Raw genomic sequence first — 25,894 nt, forward strand, 5'->3', positions numbered from 1 at the left:
TGAAACGCACCCGCGCCGATGATAGTGTGGCAGCTGCCATGTGAAAGTAGGTCACAGTCAAACGCCTATCACCAAGCCCCGCTCAATGAGCGGGGCTTTTTGTTTTACCTGTCTTTTATCCATTGTGGTGTCTTTTCCTCACGGGGCTAATCCGGATTTTTCTGTTTCACGCAGTTTGCTGATCGCTGTCATGGTGCCGGTAAGCCGGGGTACTCTATGATGATGCTCCGGGTAGCATGAACCGTCCCTGGCTCGGTAAAGAGTGATATGTATCACCTTTTTATCGGGGGTTTTGCTGCAGAATGCGGCATAACTCGTATTTTATCTGCAAGTTAACAAGATCCTGTTGATGGATGGTCATGCAGAAGATTCGGTCGCAGTCAGTCAGAACAACAATGTGAGCATAATGAACGATAAAAACAAGCAAATAGACATCAAGGATGTCACCGAAGCGGTGCGTTCCCACCGGCCTACCGACGAAGGTCATATCTATGTACGAGCGCAAAAAGGGCAATGGCAGCAACTGCGCAAGGTGATGGGCTGGTTTTTCATGCTGTTGTTCGCAGTGGGTCCCTGGCTGAGCTGGAACGGCCGCCAGGCCATCCTGATTGATGTAGAGCAGCAGCGTTTTCAGATTTTTTCCACCACCATCTGGCCACAGGATCTGACCTTGTTGGCGCTGTTGCTGATGGTGGCCGCCTTCGGCCTGTTCTTTATCACTACCTTTCTCGGGAGGGTGTGGTGTGGTTACCTGTGTCCGCAGACGGTATGGACCTTTGTGTTTATCTGGTTTGAAGAAAAGCTGGAAGGCAGTGCCAACAAGCGCCGCCAGCTGGACAAGTCGCCCTGGAATTTCAACAAGATATGGCGCAAGAGCGCCAAGCATGTTGCCTGGCTGACGGTGTCACTTCTGACCGGTTTTACCTTTGTTGCCTATTTTGCACCGGCCAGAGAGCTGGCGGTAGAACTGCTGACCTTTTCGACCAGCTTCTGGCTCGGCTTCTGGGTACTGTTCTTTGCGTTCTGTACTTATGGCAATGCCGGCTGGATGCGGACCATCATGTGTACCCACATCTGCCCCTATTCTCGCTTTCAGTCCGCGATGTTTGATAAAGACACCTATACCGTCAGCTATGACACCGAGCGTGGCGAGCGCCGAGGGCCTCGTCCGCGCAAGGCGGATCCCGCAAAGCTGGGGCTGGGGGATTGTATCGATTGTGATCTCTGTGTACAGGTCTGTCCGGCGGGTATCGATATTCGGGATGGTCTGCAATACGAATGTATCAACTGTGGTGCCTGTGTTGATGCCTGCGATCAGACCATGGACCGAATGGGGTATGAAAAAGGCCTGATCAGCTATACCACCGAACACAAGTTACGGCACAGAGAGACCCATGTGGCGCGACCCAAACTGATTGGGTACGGTATTGTCATGGTGTTGATGCTGGCAGCCTTTGGTTACATGGCGGCCAATATCATGCCCATGGGCATCGAGATCATCCGGGATCGCAATCAGCTCTACCGCGAAACTTCCGAAGGGTTGGTGGAGAACACCTATACCCTGAAAATCATGAACAAGACGCTGGAGACCGAAACCTATCGGCTCCGAGTCGAGGGGATGGATGATGTGGACTGGATAGGACCTACCGAAGTCGAGGTTCGCGGTGGTGAAGTGCTGAGCCTGCCGATCAGTCTGGCGGCTGATCCTTATCTGTTATCCACACCGGTCAAGGACATCACCTTCGTGATGAGTCACGCCGGGCTCGATGAGCACGACAGCAAGGCCATCCTGCGCAGCGATACCAAGTTCTTCAGTCCGATTAACTGATATGCTCGGACCGCAGCCTGTCGCTGCGGTCTTTTTGTGGATAAATATGAATTATTACCAGCTTACCCCCGATGTGATCGCCGATGCGCTGGTCAGTGTCGGCATTTATGTCGACTCGGGTCTCATGGCGTTGAACAGCTATGAAAACCGGGTCTACCGTTTCAAAAGCGATACCGACGGTATCCTGATAGCCAAGTTTTATCGCCCGGAGCGCTGGAGTCGCCAGCAGATACAGGAAGAACATGATTTTTTGTTCGCGCTGGATGATGCCGGAGTCAGGGTGGCAGTACCACTGATACGCGATGGCCATAGTGTCTTTGAGTTCGGCACCATGTTGTTCGCGGTCTGGCCGGCAGTCTCCGGTCGTCAGTTTGAAGCCGACAACCTCGATCAACTGGAAGCGCTGGGAGAGCAGCTGGGGCGGCTACACAGCGTTGGTGAACATTTTACGCTACGCCACCGGCCACAGCTGAGTACCGATGACTACCTGCTACGAGCTCGGGCTGTACTCGAACAACAGGCGCGAATACCGAATCGACTGCGGGGCGAGTTTTTTGCCCGGCTGAACGAGGTGATAGAGAGGGCAACCGGACTGTATCGGCCAGCACAGCAGCTGACCCTGCACTGCGACTGCCATGCCAGCAACATCCTGTGGCGGGACGGACTCTGGCTGCTCGACTTCGATGATTGCCGCACCGGGCCGGCGGTACAGGATTTGTGGATGATGCTCAGTGGCAGTCGTCAGGAACAATTGATGCAGCTGGACACCTTGTTGGCCGGTTACGAGACGATCCGGGAGTTCGATGCGGCAGAGCTGGCTCTCATTGAGCCACTCAGAGCCATGCGCATGGTTAATTACATGGCGTGGCTGACGACGCGCTGGTCTGATCCCGCCTTTCCGGCCAGTTTTCCCTGGTTTAATACCGACGATTACTGGCAGCAGCAGCTTGGCGTACTGACCGAGCAATTACAGAGTCTGGAAGCACCACCATTATCCTTGACCTCCTGGAATTGATTACTTAACTTGAAGCAGACTTTACTGAATGGGATCCTGTATGAAACAGTTTATTTTTGCCTTTTTTACCCTGCTGCTGGCTCCGCTGGCCAATGCCGCTCCCGAGTTCAAGGAAGGGGTGGAATATACCGTGGTGAGTGAAACGGCGAGCAGCAAGCCGGAAGTGACCGAGTTTTTCTCTTATGTCTGTACACATTGCTACAGCTTTGAGCCGCTGATGAGCAAGCTGGAACAACGGCTACCCGACGCGCAGCTGAAGAAGGTGCCGGTTTCTTTCCTTGGCCGGGATATGGGTCCGGTGCTGCAACGTGCCTATGGCGCGGCGGTGCTGCTTGAGGTGGAAGATAAACTGACTCCGGTTATCTTCGATCGCATCCATCGGCAGAAAAAAAATGCCCGGCAGTCTGGATGATATCAAGGCTATCTTCGTGTCCGAGGGGGTTGAAGCAAAGGCCTTCGATGGCGTGATCAACAGCTTTGCACTCAATGGCATGGTGGCCCAGTATGATAAGGCCACCGAACGCTTCAATGTGCGCGGCACCCCCACCATAGTCGTCAAGGACAAGTATCAGCTGAACATGAGCGAAATCGGCTCGGAAGAACGGTTTTTCCGGGTAGTGGAATATCTGCTGTCAGCCGGATAAGCGGTACCCCATGATGCGGTTGGCGCCGCATCATGGGGTCTGTGATCATGACGAATGTCGTTTGGGCGGAATGATGGTGCGTACGTTGGAGTGACTGTCTTCCTGATAGCCATCTTTCTGGGTCTGCCAATACTCGGTAGGCAGGTGAAAAAGATAAAACTTTTCTCTGTGGGTATCGGTGACAAATCCCATGCCTTTTAACACCAACTCGTAATGAATATCGCTGATGAACTCATGGGTAAAACGCTGTCTGCCGGAGAGGTTGGCGATATCTTCCTTGTTCAGGTACACCCCGGTTTTTACTTCCTTGAAACGATCATGAAGCCAGGCGGCAAACTCCTTTGCACTTTTCATCTTCATCCACAATCCTCTCGTTGAAAAGCAGTTAGTTAAGGTATAGCAGTTTCTTGTCGGCTCAGCTCTGCAGGCGCTGTAACAGCCTGTCCATGGCTCTGTAGCCTAAGGCTTCGATCAAATGATGACGACTTATCGCCGCTTCATCGGCCAGATCGGCAATGGTTCTGGCGACCCGGATCAATTTGTGCCAGGCGCGTATCGACAGCTTCATCCGGTGCAGAGCCTGCTCCAGGAATTGCGCATCCTCCTGTTTCAGCGGGCAGAACAGGTCCAGCTCGGCGGCGCTGAGGCGGGCATTGGTCTTGCCGGCACGTTGCAGTTGCCGGTTTCTGGCCGTCAGTACTCTTTTGCGTATCTCGGCCGACCCTTCGGCTTTGGGCCGTGTGCGGCTCAATTCCCCCGGGGGTAATAGCGGTATTTCTACCGACAGATCGAAGCGATCCAGAAAAGGTCCCGAGATTTTGCCGAGATAACGCAGTATCTGTTCGGAGGAGCTGCGACTGTAGCCATCGGCATAGTGGCCACAGGGGCTGGGATTCATGGCGCCAATCAACTGAAAACGGGCAGGAAACGTGACCCTGTGTGCCGCCCGGGCAATGGAGATGCTGCTGGTTTCCAGCGGTTCGCGCAAGGCATCCAGTACCCGCCGCTCAAACTCGGTCATTTCATCGAGAAACAGCACGCCGTGATGGGCCAGAGATATTTCTCCGGGGCGGGGATAGCTGCCACCCCCCACCAGGGCCACGGCCGAAGACGAGTGATGTGGCTGACGAAAGGCCCGCAGTCGCCAGTTCTCGGGATCAAGACTCAGACCACCGATGGATCTGACGGCGGCGGCTTCGAGTGCTTCCTCTTCGCTCATCGGGGGAAGCAGCCCCGGCAAGCGGCTGGCCAGCATGCTCTTGCCAGTACCCGGTGGGCCGAGCAGCAACAGATTGTGCTCACCGGCGGCGGCAATCTCCAAGGCTCTCTTGCCACTTTCCTGGCCGATAACATCGCAAAGATCGGTGATATAGTGGTGTTCTGCCGGAATAATCCGTTCAGGACTCGTTAATTCTCCCTGTTGTTGCAACCAGGCGGTAATGGCCAGCAGGTCAGGAGCCAGGCGGGCAGGGCAAGGATGGATAACTCCGGCTTCGGTGCCATTATCGGCGGGTAGTACCAGCAAGCGTTCATTGTCGCGCGCGGCCAGTACTGCCGGCAGGGCACCTTTAATCGGCCGCAGCGCCCCGGTCAGAGCGAGTTCGCCCAGAAACTCCAGTTGCTCCAGTCGAGTGACGGGGATCTGTCCGGAGGCGGCAAGAATGGCCATGGCGATAGGCAAGTCGAAACGACCCCCTTCTTTGGGCAGATCGGCGGGGGCCAGGTTGACGGTGATGCGTCGGGCGGGAAACTCGAAGCCGGAATTAAGCAGGGCACTGCGCACCCGATCCCGGGCTTCCTTGACGGTGGTTTCCGGCAAACCGACGATATTGAAGGCGGGCAGACCATTGGCAAGGTGGGCTTCAACGGTGACCAGTGGTGCGGCGACGCCCAGGCTGGCGCGGGCAAAAACTACGGCGAGTGACATCCCGGTCTCCCTGATATTTTATTTTTAATAATTAACTTTTATCAGCTTTTTAAACTACCTTTTCGTTACCCCATTTGGCCGCTTTTTTTGTGTTTTTAACGATAAATTCTTGTCTAGTTTAGCTCATCATGCTAGTTCTATAGGCCAGCTTGAGTCGAAGGTTACGGCTCATCACTCTATTCAATGGTCGGTGACATGAATCTGTTTGTACGTTTCGTCAGCATTATCGTGGTCCTAGTGGTGATTGTTAAATCACCTCTCGGGGCACTGTGGTCTGACGAAACGTAAAACAACCGGCAGACAACAACGCAAAACCCCCGAGTTACCACTCGGGGGTTTTTTTTTTACCGGCTTTGGCAGCAATACAGGGACAGCAATAACATGAATGGCGCACAGTACATCGTTCAGACCTTAAAACAGCAGGGAGTTACCCAGATATTCGGCTATCCCGGCGGCGCCATCATGCCGCTCTATGACGCGCTCTACGACGGTGGGGTGGAACATTTGCTGTGTCGCCACGAGCAGGCGGCTGCACTGGCTGCGGTGGGCTACGCCAGAGCCAGTGGTCAGGTGGGAGTGTGCATGGCCACTTCCGGCCCGGGGGCTACCAACCTGATCACCGGTCTGGCCGATGCCATGCTCGACTCCATCCCGCTGGTGGCCATCACCGGTCAGGTGCCGATGTCGGCTATCGGCACCGATGCCTTCCAGGAAGTCGACGTGCTGGGGATGTCCCTCTCCTGTACCAAGCACTCCTATCTGGTGGAAAATGCCGAAGATCTGGGCGGGATCATCGCCGAAGCCTTCGAAGTCGCCCGTTCCGGTCGTCCCGGTCCCGTGTTGATCGATGTGCCCAAGAATGTACAGGTTGCGCTGGTTGAACCCAGAACAACACCCGAATTCAGCACCGAACCCAATGTGCTGGACCGGCAAGCGTTGTCCCAGGCGCAGTCGATGCTGGCGTCTGCGCGTCAGCCGATACTGTACGTTGGTGGCGGCGTGGGCATGGCCAATGCCGAGACAGAATTACGTGCTTTTGCGCGGCAAACCGGTATCCCTGCCGTAACCACGCTCAAGGGAATCGGGACTCTGGATCCGGATGACCAGCTGTTTTTGGGCATGCTGGGCATGCACGGAACAAAAGCCGCCAATCTTGCTGTTCAGCAGAGTGATCTGCTGATTGTGGTTGGTGCCCGTTTCGACGACCGGGTTACCGGTAAACTGGACGCCTTTGCGGTGAACGCCAAGGTGATTCATCTGGACAAGGACGCCGCCGAATTCGGCAAGGTGCGTCATGCCCAGGTGGGGATCGATGCCGAATTGAGCCAGGTATTGCCGCTGCTGGGTAACGAGCCACTGGATATCGACGACTGGCGGCAGCAGTGCCAGGCGCTCAGGGCCGAGCATGGCTGGCGCTACGATCACCCGGGTGAGGCCATTTATGCGCCCCTGATGCTCAAGCAGCTGAGTGCCGCCCTGCAGGATACCGCCATGGTGAGTTGCGATGTGGGCCAGCATCAGATGTGGGTCGCTCAGCACATGCGCTTCACCAGCCCGCGCAACCACCTGAGCAGCGCAGGATTGGGGACCATGGGCTTTGGCCTGCCGGCGGCCATCGGCGCCAAGCTGGCCCGTCCCGAACATGAATCGGTGCTGGTTTCCGGTGATGGCTCCTTCATGATGAACGTACAGGAGCTGGGTACCCTCAAGCGCGCCCAATTGCCGGTGAAAATGGTGCTGCTCGACAATCAGCGGCTGGGTATGGTGCGTCAGTGGCAGGAACTGTTCTTCGACGGGCGCTACAGCGAAACCATCCTCACCGATAACCCCGATTTTGTGGCCATGGCCGCCGCTTTCAATATTCCGGGAGAAACCATTACCCGCAAGGAAGAGGTGGAGCCCGCCATCCAGCGCATGCTGGCGGCCGATACCGCCTACCTGTTACATGTCCGTATTTCAGAGGAAGAAAACGTCTGGCCTCTGGTGCCGCCGGGCGTTGCCAACGACCAGATGATGGAGAGCAAAGCATGAACCAGCACAACGTGCAGATAGAAACCCAGTTTCGCCCTGAAGTCCTCGAACGAGTACTTCGCCTGACCCGTCATCGTGGCTTTCGGGTGGATGATATGGAAATGTCCACCTCGGTCGATTGTAAAAGCCTTAATATTAGGGTTACTGTCAGCAGTGACAGATCCATTCAGCTGTTGAGCCGCCAGCTTGAAAAGCTGATGGATGTAACCCGTGTCGAAGCGCAGGTTGTGGAGCAACGATTCAAAAAAAACGGCGTGAGGGAACAACCAATGACGACAGCCAAATATATCTGGTTCAATGGTGATATGGTGCCCTGGGATCAGGCCCAGGTGCATGTGATGAGCCATGCGTTGCACTACGGCTCTTCGGTGTTCGAGGGCATTCGTGCCTACAACACCCCGAAGGGCCCGATGATTTTTCGTCTGGAAGAGCATGTGCAGCGGTTGTTCGACTCCGCCAAAATCTATCGAATGAAGATCCCTTATACCCATGCCGAACTGATGGATGCCTGCCGCAAGGCGGTGAGCGAGAACGAGCTGAACAGCGCCTACCTGCGGCCACTGGTGTTTATCGGCAACGTCGGCATGGGCCTCAACGCGCCCAAAGACGTGCCCTGCGACGTGATCGTTGCCGCCATTCCCTGGGGCGCCTATCTGGGCGAGGAAGGGTTGGAGCAGGGGGTGGATGTCTGTGTGACCTCCTGGAACCGGCTGGCACCCAATACCATGCCCACCGGTGCCAAGGCCGGTGGTAACTATCTGTCGTCCCAGTTGATCTCGGGCGAAGCCAAGCGCCATGGTTATGACGAGGGGATCTCCCTCGACGTGCATGGTCACCTGAGCGAGGGCGCGGGTGAGAACCTGTTCCTGATCAAGAACAAGGTGCTCTATACCCCGCCGGTTACCGCCTGTATCCTGCCCGGTATCACTCGCGATACCCTGATGACCCTGGCGCGTGAAGCCGGTTATCAGGTACGGGAAGAAGCCATCTCCCGCGAGGCACTGTATCTGGCCGATGAAATGTTCATGACCGGCACCGCTGCCGAGGTGACGCCGGTGCGCAGCGTAGATGGCATCACGCTGGGGGCTGGTAAACGAGGCCCGATCACCACAGAATTGCAAAAAGCCTTCTTCGGGCTGTTCGATGGCAGCACCAAGGATAAATGGGGCTGGCTGACCCCGGTGAAAGATTGATTATCAGATCGAGAGAGGGGCGCCGGGCGCCTCTGTTTTACTCACTTGTTTTACAGGAGTTATAGAATGCCAAGGTATCGTTCCGCCACCACCACCCACGGCCGCAACATGGCCGGCGCCCGCGCCCTCTGGCGCGCCACCGGCATGACCGAAGAAGATTTCGGCAAGCCGATCATTGCGGTGGTCAACTCCTTTACCCAGTTTGTACCGGGCCATGTGCACCTGAAAGATATGGGCCAGCTGGTGGCGCGGGAAATCGAGGCCGCCGGTGGCGTCGCCAAGGAATTCAACACCATCGCCGTGGATGACGGCATCGCCATGGGTCATGGCGGCATGCTGTACAGCCTGCCCAGCCGGGATCTGATCGCCGACTCGGTCGAGTACATGGTCAATGCCCACTGTGCCGATGCCATGGTGTGTATCTCCAACTGCGACAAAATCACCCCGGGCATGCTGATGGCCGCACTGCGGGTCAATATTCCGGTGATTTTCGTGAGCGGTGGCCCGATGGAAGCGGGCAAGACCAAGTTGTCCGATCAGATCATCAAGCTGGATCTGGTCGACGCCATGATCCAGGGCGCAGATCCCAAGGTATCGGATGCCCAGAGCGAGCAGATCGAGCGCAGCGCCTGCCCGACCTGTGGTTCCTGCTCCGGCATGTTCACCGCCAACTCCATGAACTGCCTGACCGAGGCCCTGGGCCTGTCCCAGCCGGCCAACGGCTCGCTGCTGGCGACGCACGCCGATCGGGAGCAGCTGTTCAAGACGGCGGGTCATCGCATCGTCGAGCTGACCAAGCGTTATTACGAGCAGGATGACGACTCGGCCCTGCCGCGCAGCATCGCCACCAAGGCGGCGTTCGAAAACGCCATGGTGCTGGATATCGCCATGGGCGGTTCCACCAACACCGTGCTGCACCTGCTGGCCGCCGCCCACGAGGCGGGCGTCGACTTCACCATGGACGACATCGATGCGCTGTCGCGCAAGGTGCCCCAGCTGTGCAAGGTGGCCCCCTCGACCCAGAAATACCATATGGAAGACGTACACCGTGCCGGTGGCGTCATGGGGATTCTCGGCGAACTGGCCCGTGCCGGCCTGTTGCACACCGAGCTGCCTACCGTGCTGGGCATGACCATGGCCGAGCAGCTGGCCAAATATGATGTGATGGTGACCGAAGACGAGGCGGTTAAAACCATGTTCCGCGCCGGCCCTGCCGGTATCCGTACCACCAAGGCGTTCAGTCAGGATTGTCGCTGGCCGACCCTGGACGACGACAGAGCCGAAGGTTGTATCCGCAGCCTGGAAAACGCCTACAGCCTGGAAGGCGGTCTGGCCGTGCTGTCCGGCAACCTGGCGGTGGACGGCTGTATCGTCAAGACCGCCGGCGTCTCCGACGACAACCTGGTTTTCCGCGGACCCGCCCGCATTTATGAGAGTCAGGATACCGCCGTGGCCGGCATTCTGGGCGGCGAAGTCAAGGCCGGTGAGGTGGTGGTGATCCGCTACGAAGGCCCCAAGGGCGGCCCGGGTATGCAGGAAATGCTCTATCCCACCACCTACCTCAAATCCATGGGCCTGGGCACCAAGTGTGCGCTGATCACCGATGGTCGCTTCTCCGGCGGGACTTCCGGCCTGTCCATCGGCCATGTCTCTCCCGAGGCGGCCAACGGCGGCACCATCGGTCTGGTACAGAACGGCGATATCATCGATATCGATATTCCGGGCCGCAGCATCGTGCTGGATGTGCCGGAAGCCGAACTGGCCGCCCGTCGCGAGGCGATGGATGCCAAGGGTGAACAGGGCTGGCGCCCGGTCGACCGCGAGCGGGAAGTGTCCTTCGCCCTGCGCGCCTATGCGTCACTGGCAACCAGTGCCGACAAGGGCGCGGTACGCGACATCAGCAAGCTGGGGGGATAACAATGGCACAACCGGCATTGAAAGAGGTCGCCACATTGCGGTCGGCGGCCGAATATCTGCGCCGCATCCTGCTGTCTCCGGTTTATGAAGCGGCACGGGTAACCCCGCTGTCGCCGCTCAAGAAAATCTCCGAGCGGCTGGGTCACCCGGTATCGCTAAAACGGGAAGACATGCAACCGGTGCATTCTTTCAAGCTGCGGGGTGCCTATAACAAGATTGCCCAGCTCAGTCCGGAGCAACAGCAGGCCGGGGTCATTGCAGCCTCGGCCGGTAATCATGCTCAGGGCGTGGCCCTGTCGGCGGCCAAACTGGGTATCGATGCCACCATCGTCATGCCCACCGTCACCCCCGATATCAAGGTGGAATCGGTGCGCCGCTTCGGCGGCAAGGTGGTGCTGCACGGCAATAATTTCGATGAGGCCTATGCCCGTTGTCTGGAGCTGGCACAAGAGCACAACCTGACCCTGATACCGCCGTTCGACGACGAAGACGTGATTGCCGGTCAGGGCACCATAGGGCGCGAACTGCTGGAGCAGGATACCCGCTTGACCCATGTGTTTGTGCCGGTGGGTGGTGGTGGCCTGGCGGCCGGGGTGTCGGTCTATATCAAGCAGCTGCTGCCTCAGGTCAAGGTGATCGGGGTCGAGGCCGAAGGGTCGGCCTGTCTCAATGCCGCGCTCAAGGCCGGGGAGATTGTCACCCTCGATCGGGTCAGCATGTTTGCCGACGGGGTGGCGGTGAAACGCATGGGCACCGAAACCTTTCGTCTGTGTCAGCAGTATCTTGATGGGGTGGTCACCGTCAGTTCCGACGAGATCTGCGCCGCGCTCAAGGATATCTTCGAAGATACCAGAGCCATCGCCGAGCCGTCCGGTGCGTTGTCGCTGGCCGGGTTGAAGAAATACAGCCAGGCGGGTGATTACAAGCATGCCCGCATGGCGGCGGTGCTCAGCGGTGCCAACGTCAACTTCCATTCCCTGCGTTATGTCTCCGAGCGCTGCGAGCTGGGTGAAAAGCGGGAAGGGGTGCTGGCGGTAACCATCCCCGAGCGCAAGGGTGCCTTTCTCGAGTTCTGCGAAGTGCTCGGCAACCGCATGGTCACCGAGTTCAACTATCGCTACTCGTCGGAAGACAAGGCCGCCCTGCTGGTGTCGGTGCGGCTCAGCGACGGAGATCGGGAGCTGACCCAGATCATGATGGAACTGGAGCAGGCCGGTTATCCGGTGGCCAACATGACCGATAACGATCTGGCCAAGTCTCACGTGCGTTACATGGTCGGTGGCCGGCCACCCAAGGCCCTGCACGAGCGGCTGTACAGCTTCCGTTTTCCCGAGCAACCCGGTGCCCTGATGCGCTTCCTGCATACCCTGGGGACGCACTGGAACATCAGCCTGTTTCACTATCGTAATCACGGGGCCGAGTTTGGCCGGGTACTCTGTGCCTTCGAACTGCCCGATGCAGATCTGGTTTCGTTCGAGCGATATCTGGCCGAGCTGGGCTACCGTTGGGATGATGTGACTCAGGATCCCGCCTACCAGTTTTTTCTGGCGCATTAAGCAATACCGGCAAGGTCCCGTTCTGGCCTTGCCGGTACCGTTTACGCCAACCGGTATAATGCAGAACATATCGCACCGATATTGTGTACATTTCCGTTGATAAAAACACCATCTCTTGTTCTAATTCTGCTCGTTTCTTCATTATCTTCAGGACTCCCACCATGGGTCTGTTGTCTGCACTACTGGTTTCCATCGGTCAGATCTATTTTGTTAACCGCCCGCTAGCCGGTTTGTTGATTACACTGGGTGTGCTGTGGGCCGCGCCCTACATGGCGCTGGCCATGCTGATTGCGGCCCTGAGCGGGGTGCTGGTCGCGCACTGTCTTGAATTCGATGCCCAACTACAGGCCGAAGGCTGTTACGGCTTCAATGCGGCCCTGGTCGGGCTGGCGCTGGCGTTATTTGCACCGCCCGGTGTGGGTATGCTGGTGGCATCCGCCGTGCTGGGTGCGCTGTCTTGCCTTATTTATGCCTTCTTGCGTATGAAAGTCCGTTTTCCCTGCTACACACTGCCTTTTAACCTGCTGGTTCTGCCCTGGTTATATTGGAATGGGCATCGTCTGGTCGATGAAATACCGCAAGGTTATGACTTTTCGTTATCGGCTATCGGACAGGTGGTTTTTTTACCCGATACGGTGCCGGCGATCATGGGCTGTGCCGCCTTGTTGCTGGCGGGTATTGGCATGCTGGGCTGGGCTTTTGCGGGGGCGGTGATCACCAGTGGTACCGCCTTGTTATTGCTGGTGAATCCCGATTACATCAATTTTGGCCTGACTGGTTACAACGGGGTGCTGGCCGCCATCGCCATGTTCTGGCATGGCTTCAAGCCCGGCTGGAGTATCGTTGCCGCCGTGCTGGCGGGCCTGATGACCGCCATCATGCTGAAAACCGGGCTGCCGATGCTGACCATGCCCTTCGTATTAAGCTGCTGGCTGTGTCTGGCATTACGCGGCCGGCTGTGTGATTACCGGACGAATACATGAACAACAGGGAGAGGGTGTAATGAAGCTGGGCTTTATCGGAATAGGGTTGATGGGCAAGCCGATGACACAGCGTTTTCTGCAGGCCGGCTTTTAGGTCTCGGTATGGAACCGTAGCGTGCACAAGCTGTCCGAGGTCGAGGCTGCCGGTGCCACCGTTGCCAGCAGCATAGGTGAACTGGTGGAGCAGGTGGATCTGGTGCTGCTGTGCCTGGCCAATACCGCCGTGGTGGAAGAGGTAGTCTTCGGTGCCGGTGGCGTGGCGACTCACGGCCGGGCAGATCAGCTGCTGGTGGACTTTTCCAGCTCGGATCCGGAAGCGACCCGGGACTTTGCCGCACGGCTGAAAGCGCAATGTGGCATGAGCTGGGTCGACTCACCGGTTTCCGGTGGCGTGGCCGGTGCCGAGGCCGGCAGCCTGGCGATTATGTGTGGCGGTGAGGCGACAGATATCGAACGCATTCGTCCCGTGCTGGCGCCGTTGTCGCAGCGGGCAACTCATATGGGAGCGGTGGGGGCCGGTCAGGTCACCAAGGTGTGCAACCAGATGATCGTCGGCTGCAACCTGATGGTGCTGGCGGAGATGATGGCGCTGGCCAAAGCCAGCGGTGTGGATGCAGACAAGATCCCCGATGCTCTGGCCGGTGGCTTCGCCGACTCCAGGCCGATGCAGCTCACCGGCCCGCTGATGGCGGACGAGTCGGATCCGGATCCCAAGTGGCATGTGCGCACCCTGCTCAAGGATCTGGACATGGCGGTGGCTCTGAGCCTGCGCGAGGGCAGTGCCACCCCTATGTCGGGCCTGGCCGCTCAGCTGATGCGGCAGCACGGCAGCAAGGGCTATCTGGAGCGGGACCCCGCCACCCTGATCAAATTGTACAAGGACTGATAAAAAAGGAGCCTTGCGGCTCCTTTTGGTGTCTGAATGAATACCGGCTCAGGAGGCCAGCGCCAGGCTGTGACGATAGTAGTCGTTGGCCTTGGCCAGATCCTTGCGCTTTTCCGCCAGACCCGCCAGCAGCACATAGTCACCGGCACAGGGCTTGAGTGCCACCGCCTGTTGCAGGTGCGCTTCCGCTTCTTCCGGCTTGCCATCCTTCAGGTACAACTGGCCCAGGGTGGAATGCAGCTCGGGCAGGGTTTCCTTCTTCGCCTTCTTCTCCAGCACGGTGAGCAACGGATGATAGTCGCTCAGCTGCAGCCGGGTCATACAGGCCAGCAGCCGCGGATCGCTTTCCTTGTTCAGCCCTTCCAGCAGCAGTTGCTGGGCTTCCTTGTATGCCTTGAGTCCGGTCAACCGATCGCACAGCGGGGCCAGAATGTCGGCCTGATACTTTTCCTTGCGCGGCAGGCCCTGCCACAGGGTGAGCAGACCTTCGCTGCCGTCGGTCTTGGCGGTGCTGTTAAACCAGCCGGCATAGGCCTGTTGCTTCAGGGTCTGCTGCTCTTCGGACTCGATAAGCCCCTTTTCAGCCAGGGCATTCAGGGTACTCAGCAGCGACGACCATTCACCGGCGGCGAAATAGACGTCTTTCTGCAGCTTGAGCAGGGCTGGCTGGCTGCCGTACTCCTGCTCCAGCTGCCGCACCCCGGCCAGTGCCTGTTCCAGTTGACCTTGCTGGTATTGCAGTCGCGTTTGAGTGAGTCCCACCGCCAGACCGGCGCCCGGATTCTGCTCATGGGCCTGACGCAAGTAATCGTCGCGCTTTTCTTCGTGCCCCTGCGCCTGGGCGGCGGTGGCCGCATTCAGGTAGTTGAGCAGGGCCAGATCGTTGCCCTTGGTCCCCTTGAGCAGCATTTTTTCGGCGGTGGCATAGTCTTCCGCCACCAACGCCTGCATGCCGCTCTGGGTAAAGCTCAGGGCCTTGCGGCGACGGCGGCCGACAAACCAGCCGCGGGTGCGATGGCTCAGCCCGAAAATCCGACCCAGCAACCATTCGATAAACAGCAGCAATACATAGAACAGCACCACGGCCACCAGAAATACGGTGGCGGTGGTTTCGATGGTGTAACCGCTGGCGGCGACCAGTACATAACCCTGTTGGCCGGTGATGTCCGGACCGATGACCAGGCCGGCGACCAGGATGGCGACGATAATCGCAAGACGTATCATAGACTCCCCCTTACAGGCCGGTCAGCAGGCGTTGCAGCCTGTCATCCAGCAGTTGCTGCAGGCGTTCCTGAGCGCTGAACTGCTCGGGATAGTCCACCTTGATCTGCTGGCCACTGAGCTGCTCTATCTGTTCCAGCATAAACTGGCGCACGCTGTCGTCGGCAAAGTAGTCCTGCAGCCATTGTCTGGCCTGAGCCAGAGAGCTGTCGTAGATCTCCTGCTGTTCGCGATAGACCGCCAGCTGGGCCTGCAGCAGCTTGCCCTTGAGGTTTTCGCTCAGGTACCAGTGTTGCTGGGGTGACAGCAGGGCTTCCACGTTGCCGTCGCGGCGGCGCACGGTCACGAAGTTGTCACTGAAACTGGCCCAGCTCTTTTTCAGGTTTTCTTTCCAGTCGCTGACCGACTCGGACAGGGTGAAATCCGGCTCTTCGGCCCGGGCCATGATGACCCCGGCCAGCGTGAGCTTGTCTACCTGATCGTTGATGCTGTTGAGCTTGATCACCAGGCCTTCCCGGTCGACTTTCTGCACCGACTTGATGCTGGCGATATCGTCCGCCAATGCCCGGCGTACCGGAGTCAGGCCGGGATCGTTCAGGGCGGCCAGACGTTCGTCGGCATTGGCCAGCATCATGGCGGCGGATACCGCATCCTGCTCCAGCCAGAGTTTGCGGCCAGCCATGCGCACCAGATATTCGGCTTCCGCCAGCATCCAGTCGTTGGGGCGCTTGCTGTCCAGATCCAGCACCTTGTGTGACAGCCCTTCAAGCTGCTCGGTGGTGCTGCTTTGGTTGTTGATCACGGCGGCCAGCTGGCTGCTCTGCTTGGCCTCGGCCTGTTGCAGGCGTTGCTGTTGCTGTGCAACTTCCGCCTGCAGCTGGCTCATCTGCTCGGCCTGAGCCAGCGCCTGGTTGTGACCGTGCCAGTACAGTATGGCCGTCAGCAGAATGGCGATAATAATGGCGATGATGGCCAGTATCTTGCCGGACGAAGAGGATTTTTTCTGCTCCGGTGCTCGCTGTTCCGGTTCTGAGGAAGCCGCAGGCGGTACTGCCTGCTGTTGCTCGGCGGTCACGTCGGCATCAACCTCGCCCTTGACCGCGGTATTCTGATGTTCTTGATGATTATCTGTCTTGTCTGTCATTCCGTTTCCTCTCATCCAGAGCGTCAATCAGCGCCTGATTGGATGCACCTTCTGCATTAATGACCTGAGTGAAGCCCAGCTCTCTGGCCTCGAGGGCCACCCGTATACTGGGTACAATCAATAAACGGCTTGTCAGCCAGTCCCTTGCGCTGGTGGCAGTCAGTTGCACCAGATGGTTCAGCAGCCCGCCACTGGTGATGATAATACTGTCCACACCCTGGCTCTGCCAGCTTTTCACCAAGGTGCCATTCGGATCGGGGTGGTAGTGGCGTCGGTAGACTTCACAATAGTCGACCAGTGCCCCTGCCTGCATCAGGGTCGGGGCGATCAGATGACGGCCGCCATTACCACGCAGGATAACCACCCGGCGTCCCGTAAGCTGCCGTAACTCCGGCAGTGAAATAACGCCTTCGGAGCGGGGATCATCCGGTACTGTCGCACCGGGAACCCCCACCGAGTCAAAGGCATTTCCGGTCGCCTCGCCTACGGCAATGTAGTGGGCGTCCGGCCAGGAAGAGCCTTGTTGTTTCAATGCATTATCGGCGAAATTAACCGCCTGTACGCTGACCGCTATCACATAATCCCGAGCCGAAAGATCGGCAAGCAGGGCGGGCAATCGGTCTAATTCGACTCCCTCGACAAAGCTCAGCAGCGGGCTGACCACCGGTTGGTGGCCAGCCGCGAGCAAAGCCTGGCTCAGGCTGGTGGCCTGAGGCTCGGGGCGTACCACCAACGGGATCATGACCGGTAAACCTCGTCCAGTATCTGGTCTGCGCCCCGGGCCAGCAGCCGCTTGGCCAGCTCGGCGCCCAGGGCTTCGCCCTGACCGGCGGGGCCGGTGATCTCCTCGAAGATAATCTGACTGCCATCGGGCCGACCAACCAGGCCCCGCAGCCAGATGTTGTCGCCTTGCAGCTCTGCATAAGAGCCGATAGGAACCTGACAACCTCCTTGCAAGCCATGGTTCATGGCGCGTTCTGCCACCACCCGCAACCGGGTTTCATGGTGATCGAGCGGAGCCAGCAGTTCGAGCAGCTCCGCATCATCCAGCCGACACTCTATGCCCACGGCACCCTGGCCGTTGGCGGGCAGGCTGTCTTCCGGACTCATCAGGCCGGCGATGCGGCCTTCCAGCTCCAGTCGCTTGAGGCCGGCGGCGGCAAGGATGATGGCATCGTACAGGCCCTCATCCAGCTTGCGCAGCCGGGTTTGCACGTTTCCGCGCAGGGTCTTGACCTCAAGATGTGGGTAGCGGGCGCGGACCTGGCATTCCCGCCGCAGGCTGGCGGTACCGACCACGGCACCGGCCGGCAGTTGCTCGAGATGGGTATAGTGATTGGAAACAAAGGCATCGCGTGGATCTTCCCGTTCACAAATCACGGTCAGCCCCAGAGTCTCGGGAAACTCGACTGGTACGTCTTTCATCGAATGCACGGCAATATCGGCACGACCGTCCAGCATGGCCTGCTCCAGTTCCTTGATGAAAAGCCCCTTGCCGCCGATCTTGGACAGGGGTGTGTCGAGCAGCACATCACCCTGAGTGGTCATGGGCACCAGCTCGACACCGATATGGGGATGCAGCTGTTCCAGCCGCTCTTTGACATAATGGGCCTGCCACAGAGCCAGCAGACTCTTACGGGTGGCGATGCGGATGATGCGATTTGCCATTTGAATCTCTTCTTTGTGTCCATTAATGCGCCGATATTATCATTCCTGTCGGTGCATTACAGGGAAGAAAGCCGGACCGGTACGATGTTGCGAAAATGTGTCATGACACATATTGTTCATTTACTGGCTAATTGTTACCATGATCACACTTTTGACCTGTTCCGGGTCTGTTTCGGTCCAATAAAGGCCAGTACCCTTGCACGCGAATTTTCACCGTCTCGCCGAGCGATGTGATCAGTTTAACCAGCAGAAACAGGCTCGCGCCCTGGCGGTGATGAGCCGTTACGGGCAGCAGGTGTTTCAGTTGCTGCCGGTGCTGCTGCACTACCATCACCCTCTGTTACCCGGCTACCTGCCCGGTGACGTGCCTGCGGGTGTATGCCACTTCCAGCCCAACTCACGTCAGCAGCAGTTTATCGACGAGCTGTGCCAGGCCGCCAATGGTCACCAGGGTCTGGAGCAGGGCCAGAACGAAATATTCGGTATCTACTCCATGGGCAGTACCTCATCCATCGGCCAGTGTCGGCATTCGGATTTGGATGTGTGGGTGTGCTATTCCCATCGCATGGCGCCGGAGCGGGTTGCGTGGCTGCAACAGAAGTGCCTGCTGATCTCCCAGTGGGCCGAGCAGCGCCAGGTCGAGCTCAACCTGTTCCTGATCCCGGACAATAAATTTCGCACCGATAATCAGCAGTGGGTCGAGGGCGAAAGCTGTGGCAGCGCCCAGCACCTGCTGTTACTGGACGAGTTTTATCGCAGTCATTTGCGTATCGCCGGCAAGCGGCTGGTATGGATGTGCGCGCCGGGTAAACTCGGGCCCAAATACGACCAGTTTGTCGCCGAGCACTTTGCCAACGGCACCTTGAATACCGATGAATGGCTGGATCTGGGAGGCTTTGCCCGGATTCCGGCAGAAGAATATTTTGGCTCCGCCCTGTGGCAGCTGTACAAGAGCATCGACTCGCCCTACAAGGCGGTGCTGAAAACGGTGTTGATGGAAGCCTATTCCCATGAGTATCCCGATACCAAGTTACTCTGTCGGCATCTCAAGGGAAACTTTCATAACGCGGACCAGCTCGACGAGCGTCAGGATCACTACATCCTGATGCTGGAAAAGGTGACCGGTTATCTCCGGTCCATCGGCGATGACAAACGACTCGATCTGGTGCGGCGCTGTTTTTATCTGAAGGTGTCGGAAGGGCTGGACCTGGCTTCCGACAACGACGACCAACACGGTTGGCGTAGCGAGCAGATCCTGCGTCTGGTCTCGACCTGGGGCTGGTCCGCCGACAAGCTGGCCCGGCTGGATGACAGAGCCAACTGGAAGGTGGAGGAGGTCAGGGCGGCCTACGGCGAGTTGCTGGAAGCCTGATGCAGAGCTATCGCAATCTTATCCAGTTTGCCCGGCGCAATAACATCACCGAGTCCATCAACCCGGAAGACATCGGCATTCTGTCGCGCAAGCTCTATGCTGCCTTCGAAAACCTGCCGGGCAAGGTACAGCTGATCAACCTCAAGATAGCGCCGGATCTGAGTGAGCCGGACATCAGCCTGGTACAGGTGCCGGAAGGCCGGCTCAACAAGGCCGGCTGGTACCTGTACAAGCATGCGCTGACACCGGCCGATATCATCGGTCGCAGCCCGCTTGAGTACAGCGGTTATGTGGGCAAACTGGTCGCCTGGGCCCATTTTAACGGTTTGCTGGTGACGGATACCCAACTGCATCTGTTTAATCAGAATACCGATGCCAGCTTGGAGAACTTGCAGGAATACTGCGGCGATCTGGCGCGACTCTTCCCGGTCAGAGCCCCCTCGCCCAGCAATTTGGCCCTGAGCCGGCCCTGTGAGGTGCGCCAGCTCGGCATCTTCCTCAACCTGGAACAGGATCCCACGACCCGCTGGCGCAACACGCCCATCGAATTCAGCGCCCGGGCCAGCGATCCCCTCAGTTTTGGCCAGCAGCAGGAAAGTCTGGTGGGCTCGGTGGACCTGCTTTACCGCAATTCCTGGGACGAAATCCGCACCCTGCATTTTAACGGCCCCACGGCGGTAGTGGACGCGCTCACCACCATTCTCGGCAAGATGCACCAGGGGGCCCATGCCCCGCAAAGCCTGGACGTGTTCTGTTACAGCCTGAATTTCCGCAGCCTGATCCGCACGCGTTTCGAACAGCTGGTCAGGGAGTGCATCGGCCTGCGGCTGGCTCGGGATCAGGGCAGTACCGTCAAGACCCTGCTGTTGGGCACCGATAAATACAGTTTCTTCTTCGAGCGGCGCGGGGTCAGCGTGCAAAAAATGGAAGCCTCGGTGGGCGAGCAGCTTTCCCGGCAGACGGCAGCCCATCAGGCGCCGCGCCTGGCTCAGCAGAAGGGCAAGCCGGTGCCCGAGGTGGTGGACGCCTATGCCAGTGAAGGGCTGATGCAGTTTTTCTTCGAAGACAGCGGCGAGGATTACAATCTCTATATTCTCGACGAGGCCAACCGCATCGAAGTTTACCGGCAGGTGTCCGGCAGCAAGGACGAGCTGGTACAGAGTATCAACCGGTTCTATACCTCCAATCAGCAGGTGGCAGGGAAGAGCCATTTTGCCAACTTCAATCTGCCCCAGTATTACGATATCGAGGCTGAGGACGGGCAACAGCGCGTGCTGCCCTACAGAACCGTCAAGGAAGACCGGGACGATCCCCGGCATTCCCTGAGCCAGCGTTAGAGCGCGAGCTCGGTGTCACCCTGGCGTTGTGCCTGCAGGCTGAGCCAGCTCAGCAGCTCATGGCCCTGGCGGTTGTCGATCCATTTACCCTCCTTGAGGGCGAAGTGGTGGCCGTTTTCCCGGGTGGCCAGCCAGATCTGATGCAGTGGCTCCTGGCGGTTGATCACGAACTTGATGCCGTTCTCGAAAGTCAGCGTCATGACGCCACCGATGGTTTCGCAGTCGATATCGACCCCGCTCCGATCGATACTCTCTTCAATATGCTGGTAAATGGCATCCGCCAAGGCATGGAATTCACTGTCTTTCATCGCCCGCTTCCTATTGCTTTTGAGAATGTGAATGCGATTATAAGAGCCTGGAACCATATTCACAGTCATCCGATGAACAAATTCAAGCTGACCGCACTGGTTGTCCTATGCCTGAGTATGGCGGGATGTGGCCTCAAGGGGCCGCTGACCCTGCCCGCCGCCGAGCAGGAACAACCCCGGGTTGAGCAGTCGTAAAGGAAAATATCTTGGATTATTTTAATTATCAGGACGATGGCCGCCTTTACGGCGAAGCCTGCGATCTTCGTCGTCTGGCCGAGGAACACGGCACCCCGCTCTATGTTTATTCCCGTGCCACCCTGGAACGCCACTGGCGGGCCTTCGATCAGGCCGCCGGTGAGGTCAATCACCTGATTTGCTACGCGGTGAAGGCCAACTCCAACCTGGCGGTACTGAACGTACTGGCCCGGCTGGGCTCGGGCTTCGACATCGTGTCCAAAGGCGAGCTGAGCCGGGTCATTGCCGCCGGTGGCGATCCTGGCAAGGTGGTGTTTTCCGGCGTTGGCAAACGAGTCGATGAAATCCGTTTTGCGCTGGAGCAGAACATTTTCTGCTTCAACGTGGAGTCGGTGGCCGAGCTGGCTCGCATCAACCAGGTGGCGGGCAGCATGGGTCGCAAGGCGCCGATCTCCATTCGGGTCAACCCGGATATCGATGCCGGTACCCATCCCTACATCTCCACCGGGCTGAAGGAAAACAAGTTCGGCATTCCCATCGATCAGGCCCGGGATATCTATCGTCAGGCGGCGGCCATGGAACACCTCGAGATCAACGGGGTGGATTGCCATATCGGCTCCCAGCTGACCGAGCTGTCTCCCTTCCTGGAAGCGGTGGACAAGCTGCTGGCGCTGATTGATGAACTGGCCGAAGACGGTATTCATATCCATCATCTGGACGTGGGCGGTGGCCTGGGTGTGCGTTACGATCAGGAATCTCCCCCCGAGCCCAGCCGTTATGCCGAGCAGCTCAAGGCGCGGTTGCAGGATCGCAACCTGACCCTGGTGTTCGAACCGGGGCGGGCCATTGCCGCCAATGCCGGCGTGCTGCTGACCCGGGTAGAGCACCTGAAGCCCGGTGAAGCCAAGAACTTTGCCATCGTCGATGCGGCCATGAACGACCTGATCCGCCCGGCCCTGTACAGCGCTTGGCAGGCCATTATTCCACTGGATAAAACCCTCGAGCGCCCGGCTGCCGTGTATGACGTGGTGGGTCCGGTGTGTGAAACCGGCGACTTTATCGGCAAGGACCGGGAGCTTGCGATCACCGAAGGTGATCTGCTGGCGGTACGCTCCGCCGGTGCCTATGGCTTCGTGATGGCGTCCAACTACAACAGCCGCCCGCGGGCCGCCGAAGTCATGGTGGACGGAGATCAGGCCGTGGTGGTGCGCGAGCGCGAGCAACTGGCCGATTTGTGGCGGGGCGAAAGCCTGTTGCCCGAGTCTTAAGGGGTTAACGTGATCCAGTTTTCCAAAATGCAGGGGCTCGGCAACGACTTTATGGTGGTCGATGGCGTCACCCAGAAGGTATTTTTCAATCCCGAGGTGATCCGGCAACTGGCCGACCGTCATTTTGGTATCGGCTTCGACCAGCTGCTGCTGGTCGAGCCGCCCTATGATCCCGACCTCGACTTTCACTATCGCATCTTCAATGCCGACGGCTCGGAGGTGGAGCAGTGCGGCAACGGTGCCCGCTGTTTCGCCCGTTTCGTGCGGCTGAAGGGGCTGACCCATAAAGACCGGATCAGCGTCAGCACCCAGAAAGGCAACATAGTGCTGCAGCTCGAAAAGGATAATCAGGTCACGGTCAACATGGGCGTGCCCGAATTTGATCCGGCCAAGATCCCGTTCAAGGCCCAGAAGGCAGAGAAAACCTATCTGGTCCGGGCCGAGCAACAGACGGTGCTGTGTGGTGCCGTGTCCATGGGCAACCCGCACTGCGTGCTGGAAGTGGATGACATCGACACCGATCTGGTCGCCACCCTGGGACCCGAGCTGGAAAATCACGAGCGGTTTCCGGCCCGGGTCAACGTTGGCTTTATGCAGGTTATCAATGCCCGCGAGATCAAGCTGCGGGTGCATGAGCGCGGTGCCGGAGAAACCCTGCCTGCGGCACCGGTGCCTGTGCGGCGGCGGTGATGGGCATGAGCTGGGGCAAGCTGGCGGATCGGGTACAGGTGAATCTGCCCGGCGGCAGCTTGACCATCGCCTGGAAGGGGCCGGGCAAGCCGGTGTACATGACCGGTGCGGCGGAGCATGTGTTTGACGGGCAGATCAACCTATGACCGACAGTACCCAGTGCGCCGAAACAGGGCTGGACGGCCGCCAGATTGCCGACTACCTGGCCGTCAACCCAAACTTTTTCACCTACCACAAAGACTTGCTGGAGCAATTGCATCTGCCTCATGAGCAGCGTGGCAGCGTGTCGCTGGTGGAGGCCAAGCTGGAACGCCAGCGCCAGCGTATTCACGAGCTGGAAGATGAAATCACCGGGCTGATGACGGTTGCCGGAGAAAACGAACGTATCTTCCGGGTCTATATGGATCTGCTGCCGCGGCTGTTCGAATGCGCCAGCCCGGGCGAGCTGGAACTGTGCATGCGCCGCACCTTTCAGGAACAGTTGCGGGTGTCCGCGGTGCGGCTGGTACTGGATCCGCGTCGCTATCCGGTGGCGCAGAGCCCGGCCGGCGAGCAGCTGGAGCGACTGTACCGGGAGCGGATGTCGAGCGAGGACGTGTACCTTGGTCGGCTCGGTAAGGATGAGAAGCAGCGTCTGTTTCAGGGCGCCATGGTGAATTCCTGTGCCCTGATCCGTCTGGGCACTCGCGGTGAAATGGGGCTGCTGGCGTTTGGCAGTGCCGACAGCAGCCATTATCGCTCGGGCATGGATACCCTGCTGCTCCGCCAGCTGGCCGATATGCTGGCGGTGTTGTTACCGAAACTGGTGACCGATGACGGCCGCTGAGCTGACGCCGGCCATCACCGACTTTCTCGAATACCTGCGGGTAGAGCGCCAGCTCAGCGTGCATACCCGCGACGGCTATGGCCGTCACCTCAACGCCATGGTCGACCAGCTGGCCGCATTGTCGCTCGCCAGCTGGTCGGCGCTCACGGTCAGTCATGTGCGGGGGCTGGCCACCCGCATGCATAAAGGCGGGCTGTCGGCCCGCACCATCGCCACCAAACTCAGCGCCCTGCGCAGTTTCTGCGACTGGCTTATCCTGCAGGGTGAACTGTCCGCGAATCCCGCCCGGGGCGTCAGTGCGCCCAAGCAGGGCCGACCTCTGCCCAAGAACCTGGACGTGGACGAACTGCATCAGTTGATGAATATCGACGAGTCCGATCCGCTGGCGGTGCGTGATCGCGCCATCATGGAGCTGATGTATTCTTCCGCCTGCGGCTGGCCGAACTGGTGAACCTGAACCTGGGAGACATCCAGTTTGACGAGCGTCAGGTAAGGGTCATCGGCAAGGGCAACAAGGAGCGTATTCTGCCGGTGGGTCGCATGGCGTTGGAGTGGCTGGGCAAGTGGCTCAAGGTACGGGGGACGCTGGCCGGCCCGGATGAACCGGCGTTGTTTGTCAGCAAGCAACAGCGGCGCATCAGCCATCGCAGCGTGCAGCTGCGGCTGGCCCAGTGGGGCGGCAGGCAGGCGCTGTCGAGCCATATTCATCCGCACAAGCTGCGCCACTCCTTTGCCACTCACATGCTGGAGTCGAGCGGCGACCTGCGCGCGGTGCAGGAGCTGCTGGGCCATGCGGATCTGGCCACCACCCAGATCTATACCCATCTGGATTTTCAGCATCTGGCCAAGGCCTATGATCAGGCCCACCCCAGAGCCAAACGCAGCAAGGATGAAGACGTCTGACGTCTGGGTGTTCAGGGGCGAAGGGCGGACAAAGGGCCCGCTCCGCCGACACGGCCCGATCAAAGAGGTAACAGGGCTGCCTCCTCCGACACGCTACAAGTACATCCCTGTAAGCTCGCACATGCCATCCATGGCATGTGACGGTCGGCAGAGGCAATCCCTGTTACCTCTCTTGCGACTGGGTGGCGCCTGTGCCACGTCAATTTGTCATATCGGTGTATCTACAACGAACCAAGTATGCTGCTGCCAGTAAAAATATAAAGGAACCCAAATGCGCTTTTACAAACGACTCACTCCCGTCAAGGTCATCAGCTTCGATCTGGACGATACCCTGTACGACAACGTGCCGGTGATAGCGGCGGCGGAAGCCTGGTTGCTGGATGCGCTCAAGCAGCATCACCCGGAGTCCACCCTGCTCGGCAAGGAAAACCTGGCGGCGATCAAGCGCCGGGTGCTGCAGGAACAACCCGAACTGAGCCACGATGTGAGCGCCTGCCGCCTGCGGGTGCTGACCGAAGGTCTGCAACAACAGGGGCTGGACGAGGCTCGGGCGGCGGCCATGGCCGAGGCGTTTTATCGGGGCTTTCTGGAGCAGCGCGGTAAAATCCGGGTGCCGGACGCGACCCACCGGGTGCTGTCGGCTCTGGGTCAGAAGTATCGGCTGACGGTGATCACCAACGGCAACCTGCCGATTGAGAGTACCGAGCTGGCGCCTTATTTCGATATCGTGCTCAGGGCCGGTACCGATGGCCGGATGAAACCGGCACCGGATATGTTTCATCGACTGGCCGAGCAGACCGGCGTCAGTCTGGAGGAGATTCTGCACATCGGTGATCACATCAACACCGACGTGGCCGGCGCCGTGCACAGCGGCTGTCAGGCGGTGTGGCTCAACGACAATGGCCGGACCGAAGCGGATCTGCACTGTTTGCCTCATGTCGCCCTCGAGCGGTTGGAGCAAATGCTGGAGCTGTTATAATCG

Annotated in this window: 21 protein-coding genes and 5 pseudogenes; 19 read left to right on the plus strand and 7 right to left on the minus strand. The window is 58.7% G+C overall.

Features of this window, described 5'->3' with window-relative positions:
* Window positions 1-406: 406 nt before the first annotated feature.
* From ccoG to BFR47_RS18345, 4 genes are read left to right on the plus strand one after another with little or no spacing between them, the layout of a single operon-like run.
* The gene (gene ccoG / locus BFR47_RS00505) at window positions 407-1,828 is read left to right on the plus strand and encodes a cytochrome c oxidase accessory protein CcoG (protein WP_071471327.1); all 1,422 of its coding nucleotides are present in this window, start codon (window positions 407-409) and stop codon (window positions 1,826-1,828) included.
* Window positions 1,829-1,874: 46 nt separating this feature from the next.
* Window positions 1,875-2,843, plus strand: coding sequence for a serine/threonine protein kinase (locus BFR47_RS00510; protein ID WP_071471254.1), 969 nt, complete (start codon window positions 1,875-1,877; stop codon window positions 2,841-2,843).
* Between the two features lie 40 nt (window positions 2,844-2,883).
* Window positions 2,884-3,255: a DsbA family protein gene (locus BFR47_RS18340; RefSeq protein ID WP_245748725.1), complete on the plus strand. Its 372-nt coding sequence runs from the start codon at window positions 2,884-2,886 to the stop codon at window positions 3,253-3,255.
* Complete coding sequence (locus BFR47_RS18345; RefSeq protein WP_245748726.1) at window positions 3,236-3,487, plus strand: DsbA family protein; 252 nt, start codon at window positions 3,236-3,238, stop codon at window positions 3,485-3,487. Before BFR47_RS18340 ends, BFR47_RS18345 begins: the two co-directional genes overlap by 20 nt.
* Window positions 3,488-3,532: 45 nt before the next feature.
* Here BFR47_RS18345 and BFR47_RS00520 read toward each other — a convergent pair whose 3' ends face one another.
* Complete coding sequence (locus BFR47_RS00520; RefSeq protein ID WP_071471255.1) at window positions 3,533-3,847, minus strand: hypothetical protein; 315 nt, start codon at window positions 3,845-3,847, stop codon at window positions 3,533-3,535.
* A gap of 55 nt (window positions 3,848-3,902) precedes the next feature.
* Window positions 3,903-5,414: a YifB family Mg chelatase-like AAA ATPase gene (locus BFR47_RS00525; RefSeq protein ID WP_071471256.1), complete on the minus strand. Its 1,512-nt coding sequence runs from the start codon at window positions 5,412-5,414 to the stop codon at window positions 3,903-3,905.
* Between the two features lie 381 nt (window positions 5,415-5,795).
* Here BFR47_RS00525 and ilvG point away from each other — a divergent pair, with 381 nt between their 5' ends.
* From ilvG to BFR47_RS18355, 8 genes and pseudogenes are all read left to right on the plus strand, one after another.
* Window positions 5,796-7,445, plus strand: coding sequence for an acetolactate synthase 2 catalytic subunit (ilvG, locus tag BFR47_RS00530; RefSeq protein ID WP_071471257.1), 1,650 nt, complete (start codon window positions 5,796-5,798; stop codon window positions 7,443-7,445).
* Window positions 7,442-7,690: pseudogene (gene ilvM, locus BFR47_RS17900) on the plus strand (acetolactate synthase 2 small subunit); the annotation flags it as partial. The gene ilvG and the pseudogene ilvM, both read left to right, overlap by 4 nt.
* 24 nt (window positions 7,691-7,714) lie before the next feature.
* Window positions 7,715-8,638, plus strand: coding sequence for a branched-chain amino acid transaminase (locus tag BFR47_RS00535; protein ID WP_071471328.1), 924 nt, complete (start codon window positions 7,715-7,717; stop codon window positions 8,636-8,638).
* A 66-nt stretch (window positions 8,639-8,704) separates the two neighbouring features.
* Window positions 8,705-10,555, plus strand: coding sequence for a dihydroxy-acid dehydratase (gene ilvD, locus BFR47_RS00540; protein WP_071471258.1), 1,851 nt, complete (start codon window positions 8,705-8,707; stop codon window positions 10,553-10,555).
* A gap of 35 nt (window positions 10,556-10,590) precedes the next feature.
* Entirely contained in the window at window positions 10,591-12,111 is a 1,521-nt protein-coding gene (ilvA, locus tag BFR47_RS00545; RefSeq protein WP_071471329.1) for a threonine ammonia-lyase, biosynthetic, read from the plus strand.
* Window positions 12,112-12,272: 161 nt separating this feature from the next.
* Window positions 12,273-13,094 carry an urea transporter gene (locus BFR47_RS00550; RefSeq protein WP_071471259.1) on the plus strand — a complete coding sequence of 274 codons (822 nt, stop codon included), beginning with the start codon at window positions 12,273-12,275 and terminating at the stop codon, window positions 13,092-13,094.
* 19 nt (window positions 13,095-13,113) lie between these two features.
* Window positions 13,114-13,587: pseudogene (locus tag BFR47_RS18350) on the plus strand (NAD(P)-dependent oxidoreductase); the annotation flags it as partial.
* A gap of 6 nt (window positions 13,588-13,593) precedes the next feature.
* Window positions 13,594-13,980, plus strand: coding sequence for an NAD-binding protein (locus BFR47_RS18355; protein ID WP_281245919.1), 387 nt, complete (start codon window positions 13,594-13,596; stop codon window positions 13,978-13,980).
* A gap of 48 nt (window positions 13,981-14,028) precedes the next feature.
* Here BFR47_RS18355 and BFR47_RS00560 read toward each other — a convergent pair whose 3' ends face one another.
* Genes BFR47_RS00560 through hemC form a run of 4 tightly spaced genes read right to left on the minus strand, consistent with a single transcriptional unit; the run spans window position 14,029 to window position 18,013 of the window.
* The gene (locus BFR47_RS00560) at window positions 14,029-15,204 is read right to left on the minus strand and encodes a heme biosynthesis HemY N-terminal domain-containing protein (RefSeq protein ID WP_071471260.1); all 1,176 of its coding nucleotides are present in this window, start codon (window positions 15,202-15,204) and stop codon (window positions 14,029-14,031) included.
* 10 nt (window positions 15,205-15,214) lie between these two features.
* Window positions 15,215-16,276, minus strand: a complete 1,062-nt coding sequence (locus BFR47_RS00565; protein WP_071471330.1) for a uroporphyrinogen-III C-methyltransferase — start codon at window positions 16,274-16,276, stop codon at window positions 15,215-15,217.
* Window positions 16,277-16,325: 49 nt separating this feature from the next.
* Window positions 16,326-17,087 (minus strand): uroporphyrinogen-III synthase, encoded by a 762-nt coding sequence (locus BFR47_RS00570; RefSeq protein ID WP_071471261.1) that lies wholly within the window; start codon window positions 17,085-17,087, stop codon window positions 16,326-16,328.
* Window positions 17,084-18,013, minus strand: coding sequence for a hydroxymethylbilane synthase (hemC, locus tag BFR47_RS00575; protein ID WP_071471262.1), 930 nt, complete (start codon window positions 18,011-18,013; stop codon window positions 17,084-17,086). The genes BFR47_RS00570 and hemC overlap by 4 nt, the downstream gene beginning before the upstream one ends.
* 196 nt (window positions 18,014-18,209) lie before the next feature.
* On the opposite strand from hemC, the pseudogene BFR47_RS00580 reads away from it, so the two are divergent.
* Window positions 18,210-20,722 (plus strand): annotated as a pseudogene (locus BFR47_RS00580) (class I adenylate cyclase).
* On the opposite strand, the gene cyaY reads toward BFR47_RS00580, so the two are convergent.
* On the minus strand, window positions 20,719-21,030 hold the full coding sequence (cyaY, locus tag BFR47_RS00585) for an iron donor protein CyaY (protein ID WP_071471263.1): 312 nt from the start codon (window positions 21,028-21,030) through the stop codon (window positions 20,719-20,721). The pseudogene BFR47_RS00580 and the gene cyaY overlap by 4 nt on opposite strands.
* A 72-nt stretch (window positions 21,031-21,102) precedes the next feature.
* Between cyaY and lptM the strand changes: the two genes are divergently transcribed.
* The 6 genes and pseudogenes from lptM to BFR47_RS00610 all read left to right on the plus strand — a co-directional run bounded on the left by lptM (window position 21,103) and on the right by BFR47_RS00610 (window position 25,891).
* On the plus strand, window positions 21,103-21,225 hold the full coding sequence (lptM, locus tag BFR47_RS18360; protein ID WP_245748727.1) for an LPS translocon maturation chaperone LptM: 123 nt from the start codon (window positions 21,103-21,105) through the stop codon (window positions 21,223-21,225).
* Between the two features lie 11 nt (window positions 21,226-21,236).
* Window positions 21,237-22,493 carry a diaminopimelate decarboxylase gene (gene lysA, locus BFR47_RS00590; protein ID WP_071471264.1) on the plus strand — a complete coding sequence of 419 codons (1,257 nt, stop codon included), beginning with the start codon at window positions 21,237-21,239 and terminating at the stop codon, window positions 22,491-22,493.
* Between the two features lie 27 nt (window positions 22,494-22,520).
* Window positions 22,521-23,329: pseudogene (gene dapF / locus BFR47_RS00595) on the plus strand (diaminopimelate epimerase).
* Window positions 23,326-24,009: a DUF484 family protein gene (locus BFR47_RS00600; protein ID WP_071471265.1), complete on the plus strand. Its 684-nt coding sequence runs from the start codon at window positions 23,326-23,328 to the stop codon at window positions 24,007-24,009. The pseudogene dapF and the gene BFR47_RS00600 overlap by 4 nt, the downstream one beginning before the upstream one ends.
* Window positions 23,996-24,912 (plus strand): annotated as a pseudogene (gene xerC / locus BFR47_RS18915) (tyrosine recombinase XerC). The gene BFR47_RS00600 and the pseudogene xerC overlap by 14 nt, the downstream one beginning before the upstream one ends.
* A gap of 271 nt (window positions 24,913-25,183) precedes the next feature.
* Window positions 25,184-25,891: an HAD-IA family hydrolase gene (locus tag BFR47_RS00610; protein ID WP_071471266.1), complete on the plus strand. Its 708-nt coding sequence runs from the start codon at window positions 25,184-25,186 to the stop codon at window positions 25,889-25,891.
* Window positions 25,892-25,894 lie beyond the last annotated feature (3 nt).

Origin of the sequence: Oceanisphaera psychrotolerans (assembly GCF_001870485.1) — a bacterium.
Taxonomy (GTDB): domain Bacteria; phylum Pseudomonadota; class Gammaproteobacteria; order Enterobacterales; family Aeromonadaceae; genus Oceanimonas; species Oceanimonas psychrotolerans.

Bases quoted from the DNA above. Each gene is read 5' to 3' on its own strand.
- ccoG (WP_071471327.1), top strand. From the start codon at position 407: ATGAACGATAAAAACAAGCAAATAGACATCAAGGATGTCACCGAAGCG.
- BFR47_RS00510 (WP_071471254.1), top strand. From the start codon at position 1,875: ATGAATTATTACCAGCTTACCCCCGATGTGATCGCCGATGCGCTGGTC.
- BFR47_RS18340 (WP_245748725.1), top strand. From the start codon at position 2,884: ATGAAACAGTTTATTTTTGCCTTTTTTACCCTGCTGCTGGCTCCGCTG.
- BFR47_RS18345 (WP_245748726.1), top strand. From the start codon at position 3,236: ATGCCCGGCAGTCTGGATGATATCAAGGCTATCTTCGTGTCCGAGGGG.
- BFR47_RS00520 (WP_071471255.1), bottom strand. From the start codon at position 3,847: ATGAAGATGAAAAGTGCAAAGGAGTTTGCCGCCTGGCTTCATGATCGT.
- BFR47_RS00525 (WP_071471256.1), bottom strand. From the start codon at position 5,414: ATGTCACTCGCCGTAGTTTTTGCCCGCGCCAGCCTGGGCGTCGCCGCA.
- ilvG (WP_071471257.1), top strand. From the start codon at position 5,796: ATGAATGGCGCACAGTACATCGTTCAGACCTTAAAACAGCAGGGAGTT.
- BFR47_RS00535 (WP_071471328.1), top strand. From the start codon at position 7,715: ATGACGACAGCCAAATATATCTGGTTCAATGGTGATATGGTGCCCTGG.
- ilvD (WP_071471258.1), top strand. From the start codon at position 8,705: ATGCCAAGGTATCGTTCCGCCACCACCACCCACGGCCGCAACATGGCC.
- BFR47_RS00550 (WP_071471259.1), top strand. From the start codon at position 12,273: ATGGGTCTGTTGTCTGCACTACTGGTTTCCATCGGTCAGATCTATTTT.
- BFR47_RS18355 (WP_281245919.1), top strand. From the start codon at position 13,594: ATGGGAGCGGTGGGGGCCGGTCAGGTCACCAAGGTGTGCAACCAGATG.
- BFR47_RS00560 (WP_071471260.1), bottom strand. From the start codon at position 15,204: ATGATACGTCTTGCGATTATCGTCGCCATCCTGGTCGCCGGCCTGGTC.
- BFR47_RS00570 (WP_071471261.1), bottom strand. From the start codon at position 17,087: ATGATCCCGTTGGTGGTACGCCCCGAGCCTCAGGCCACCAGCCTGAGC.
- hemC (WP_071471262.1), bottom strand. From the start codon at position 18,013: ATGGCAAATCGCATCATCCGCATCGCCACCCGTAAGAGTCTGCTGGCT.
- cyaY (WP_071471263.1), bottom strand. From the start codon at position 21,030: ATGAAAGACAGTGAATTCCATGCCTTGGCGGATGCCATTTACCAGCAT.
- lptM (WP_245748727.1), top strand. From the start codon at position 21,103: ATGAACAAATTCAAGCTGACCGCACTGGTTGTCCTATGCCTGAGTATG.
- BFR47_RS00600 (WP_071471265.1), top strand. From the start codon at position 23,326: ATGACCGACAGTACCCAGTGCGCCGAAACAGGGCTGGACGGCCGCCAG.
- BFR47_RS00610 (WP_071471266.1), top strand. From the start codon at position 25,184: ATGCGCTTTTACAAACGACTCACTCCCGTCAAGGTCATCAGCTTCGAT.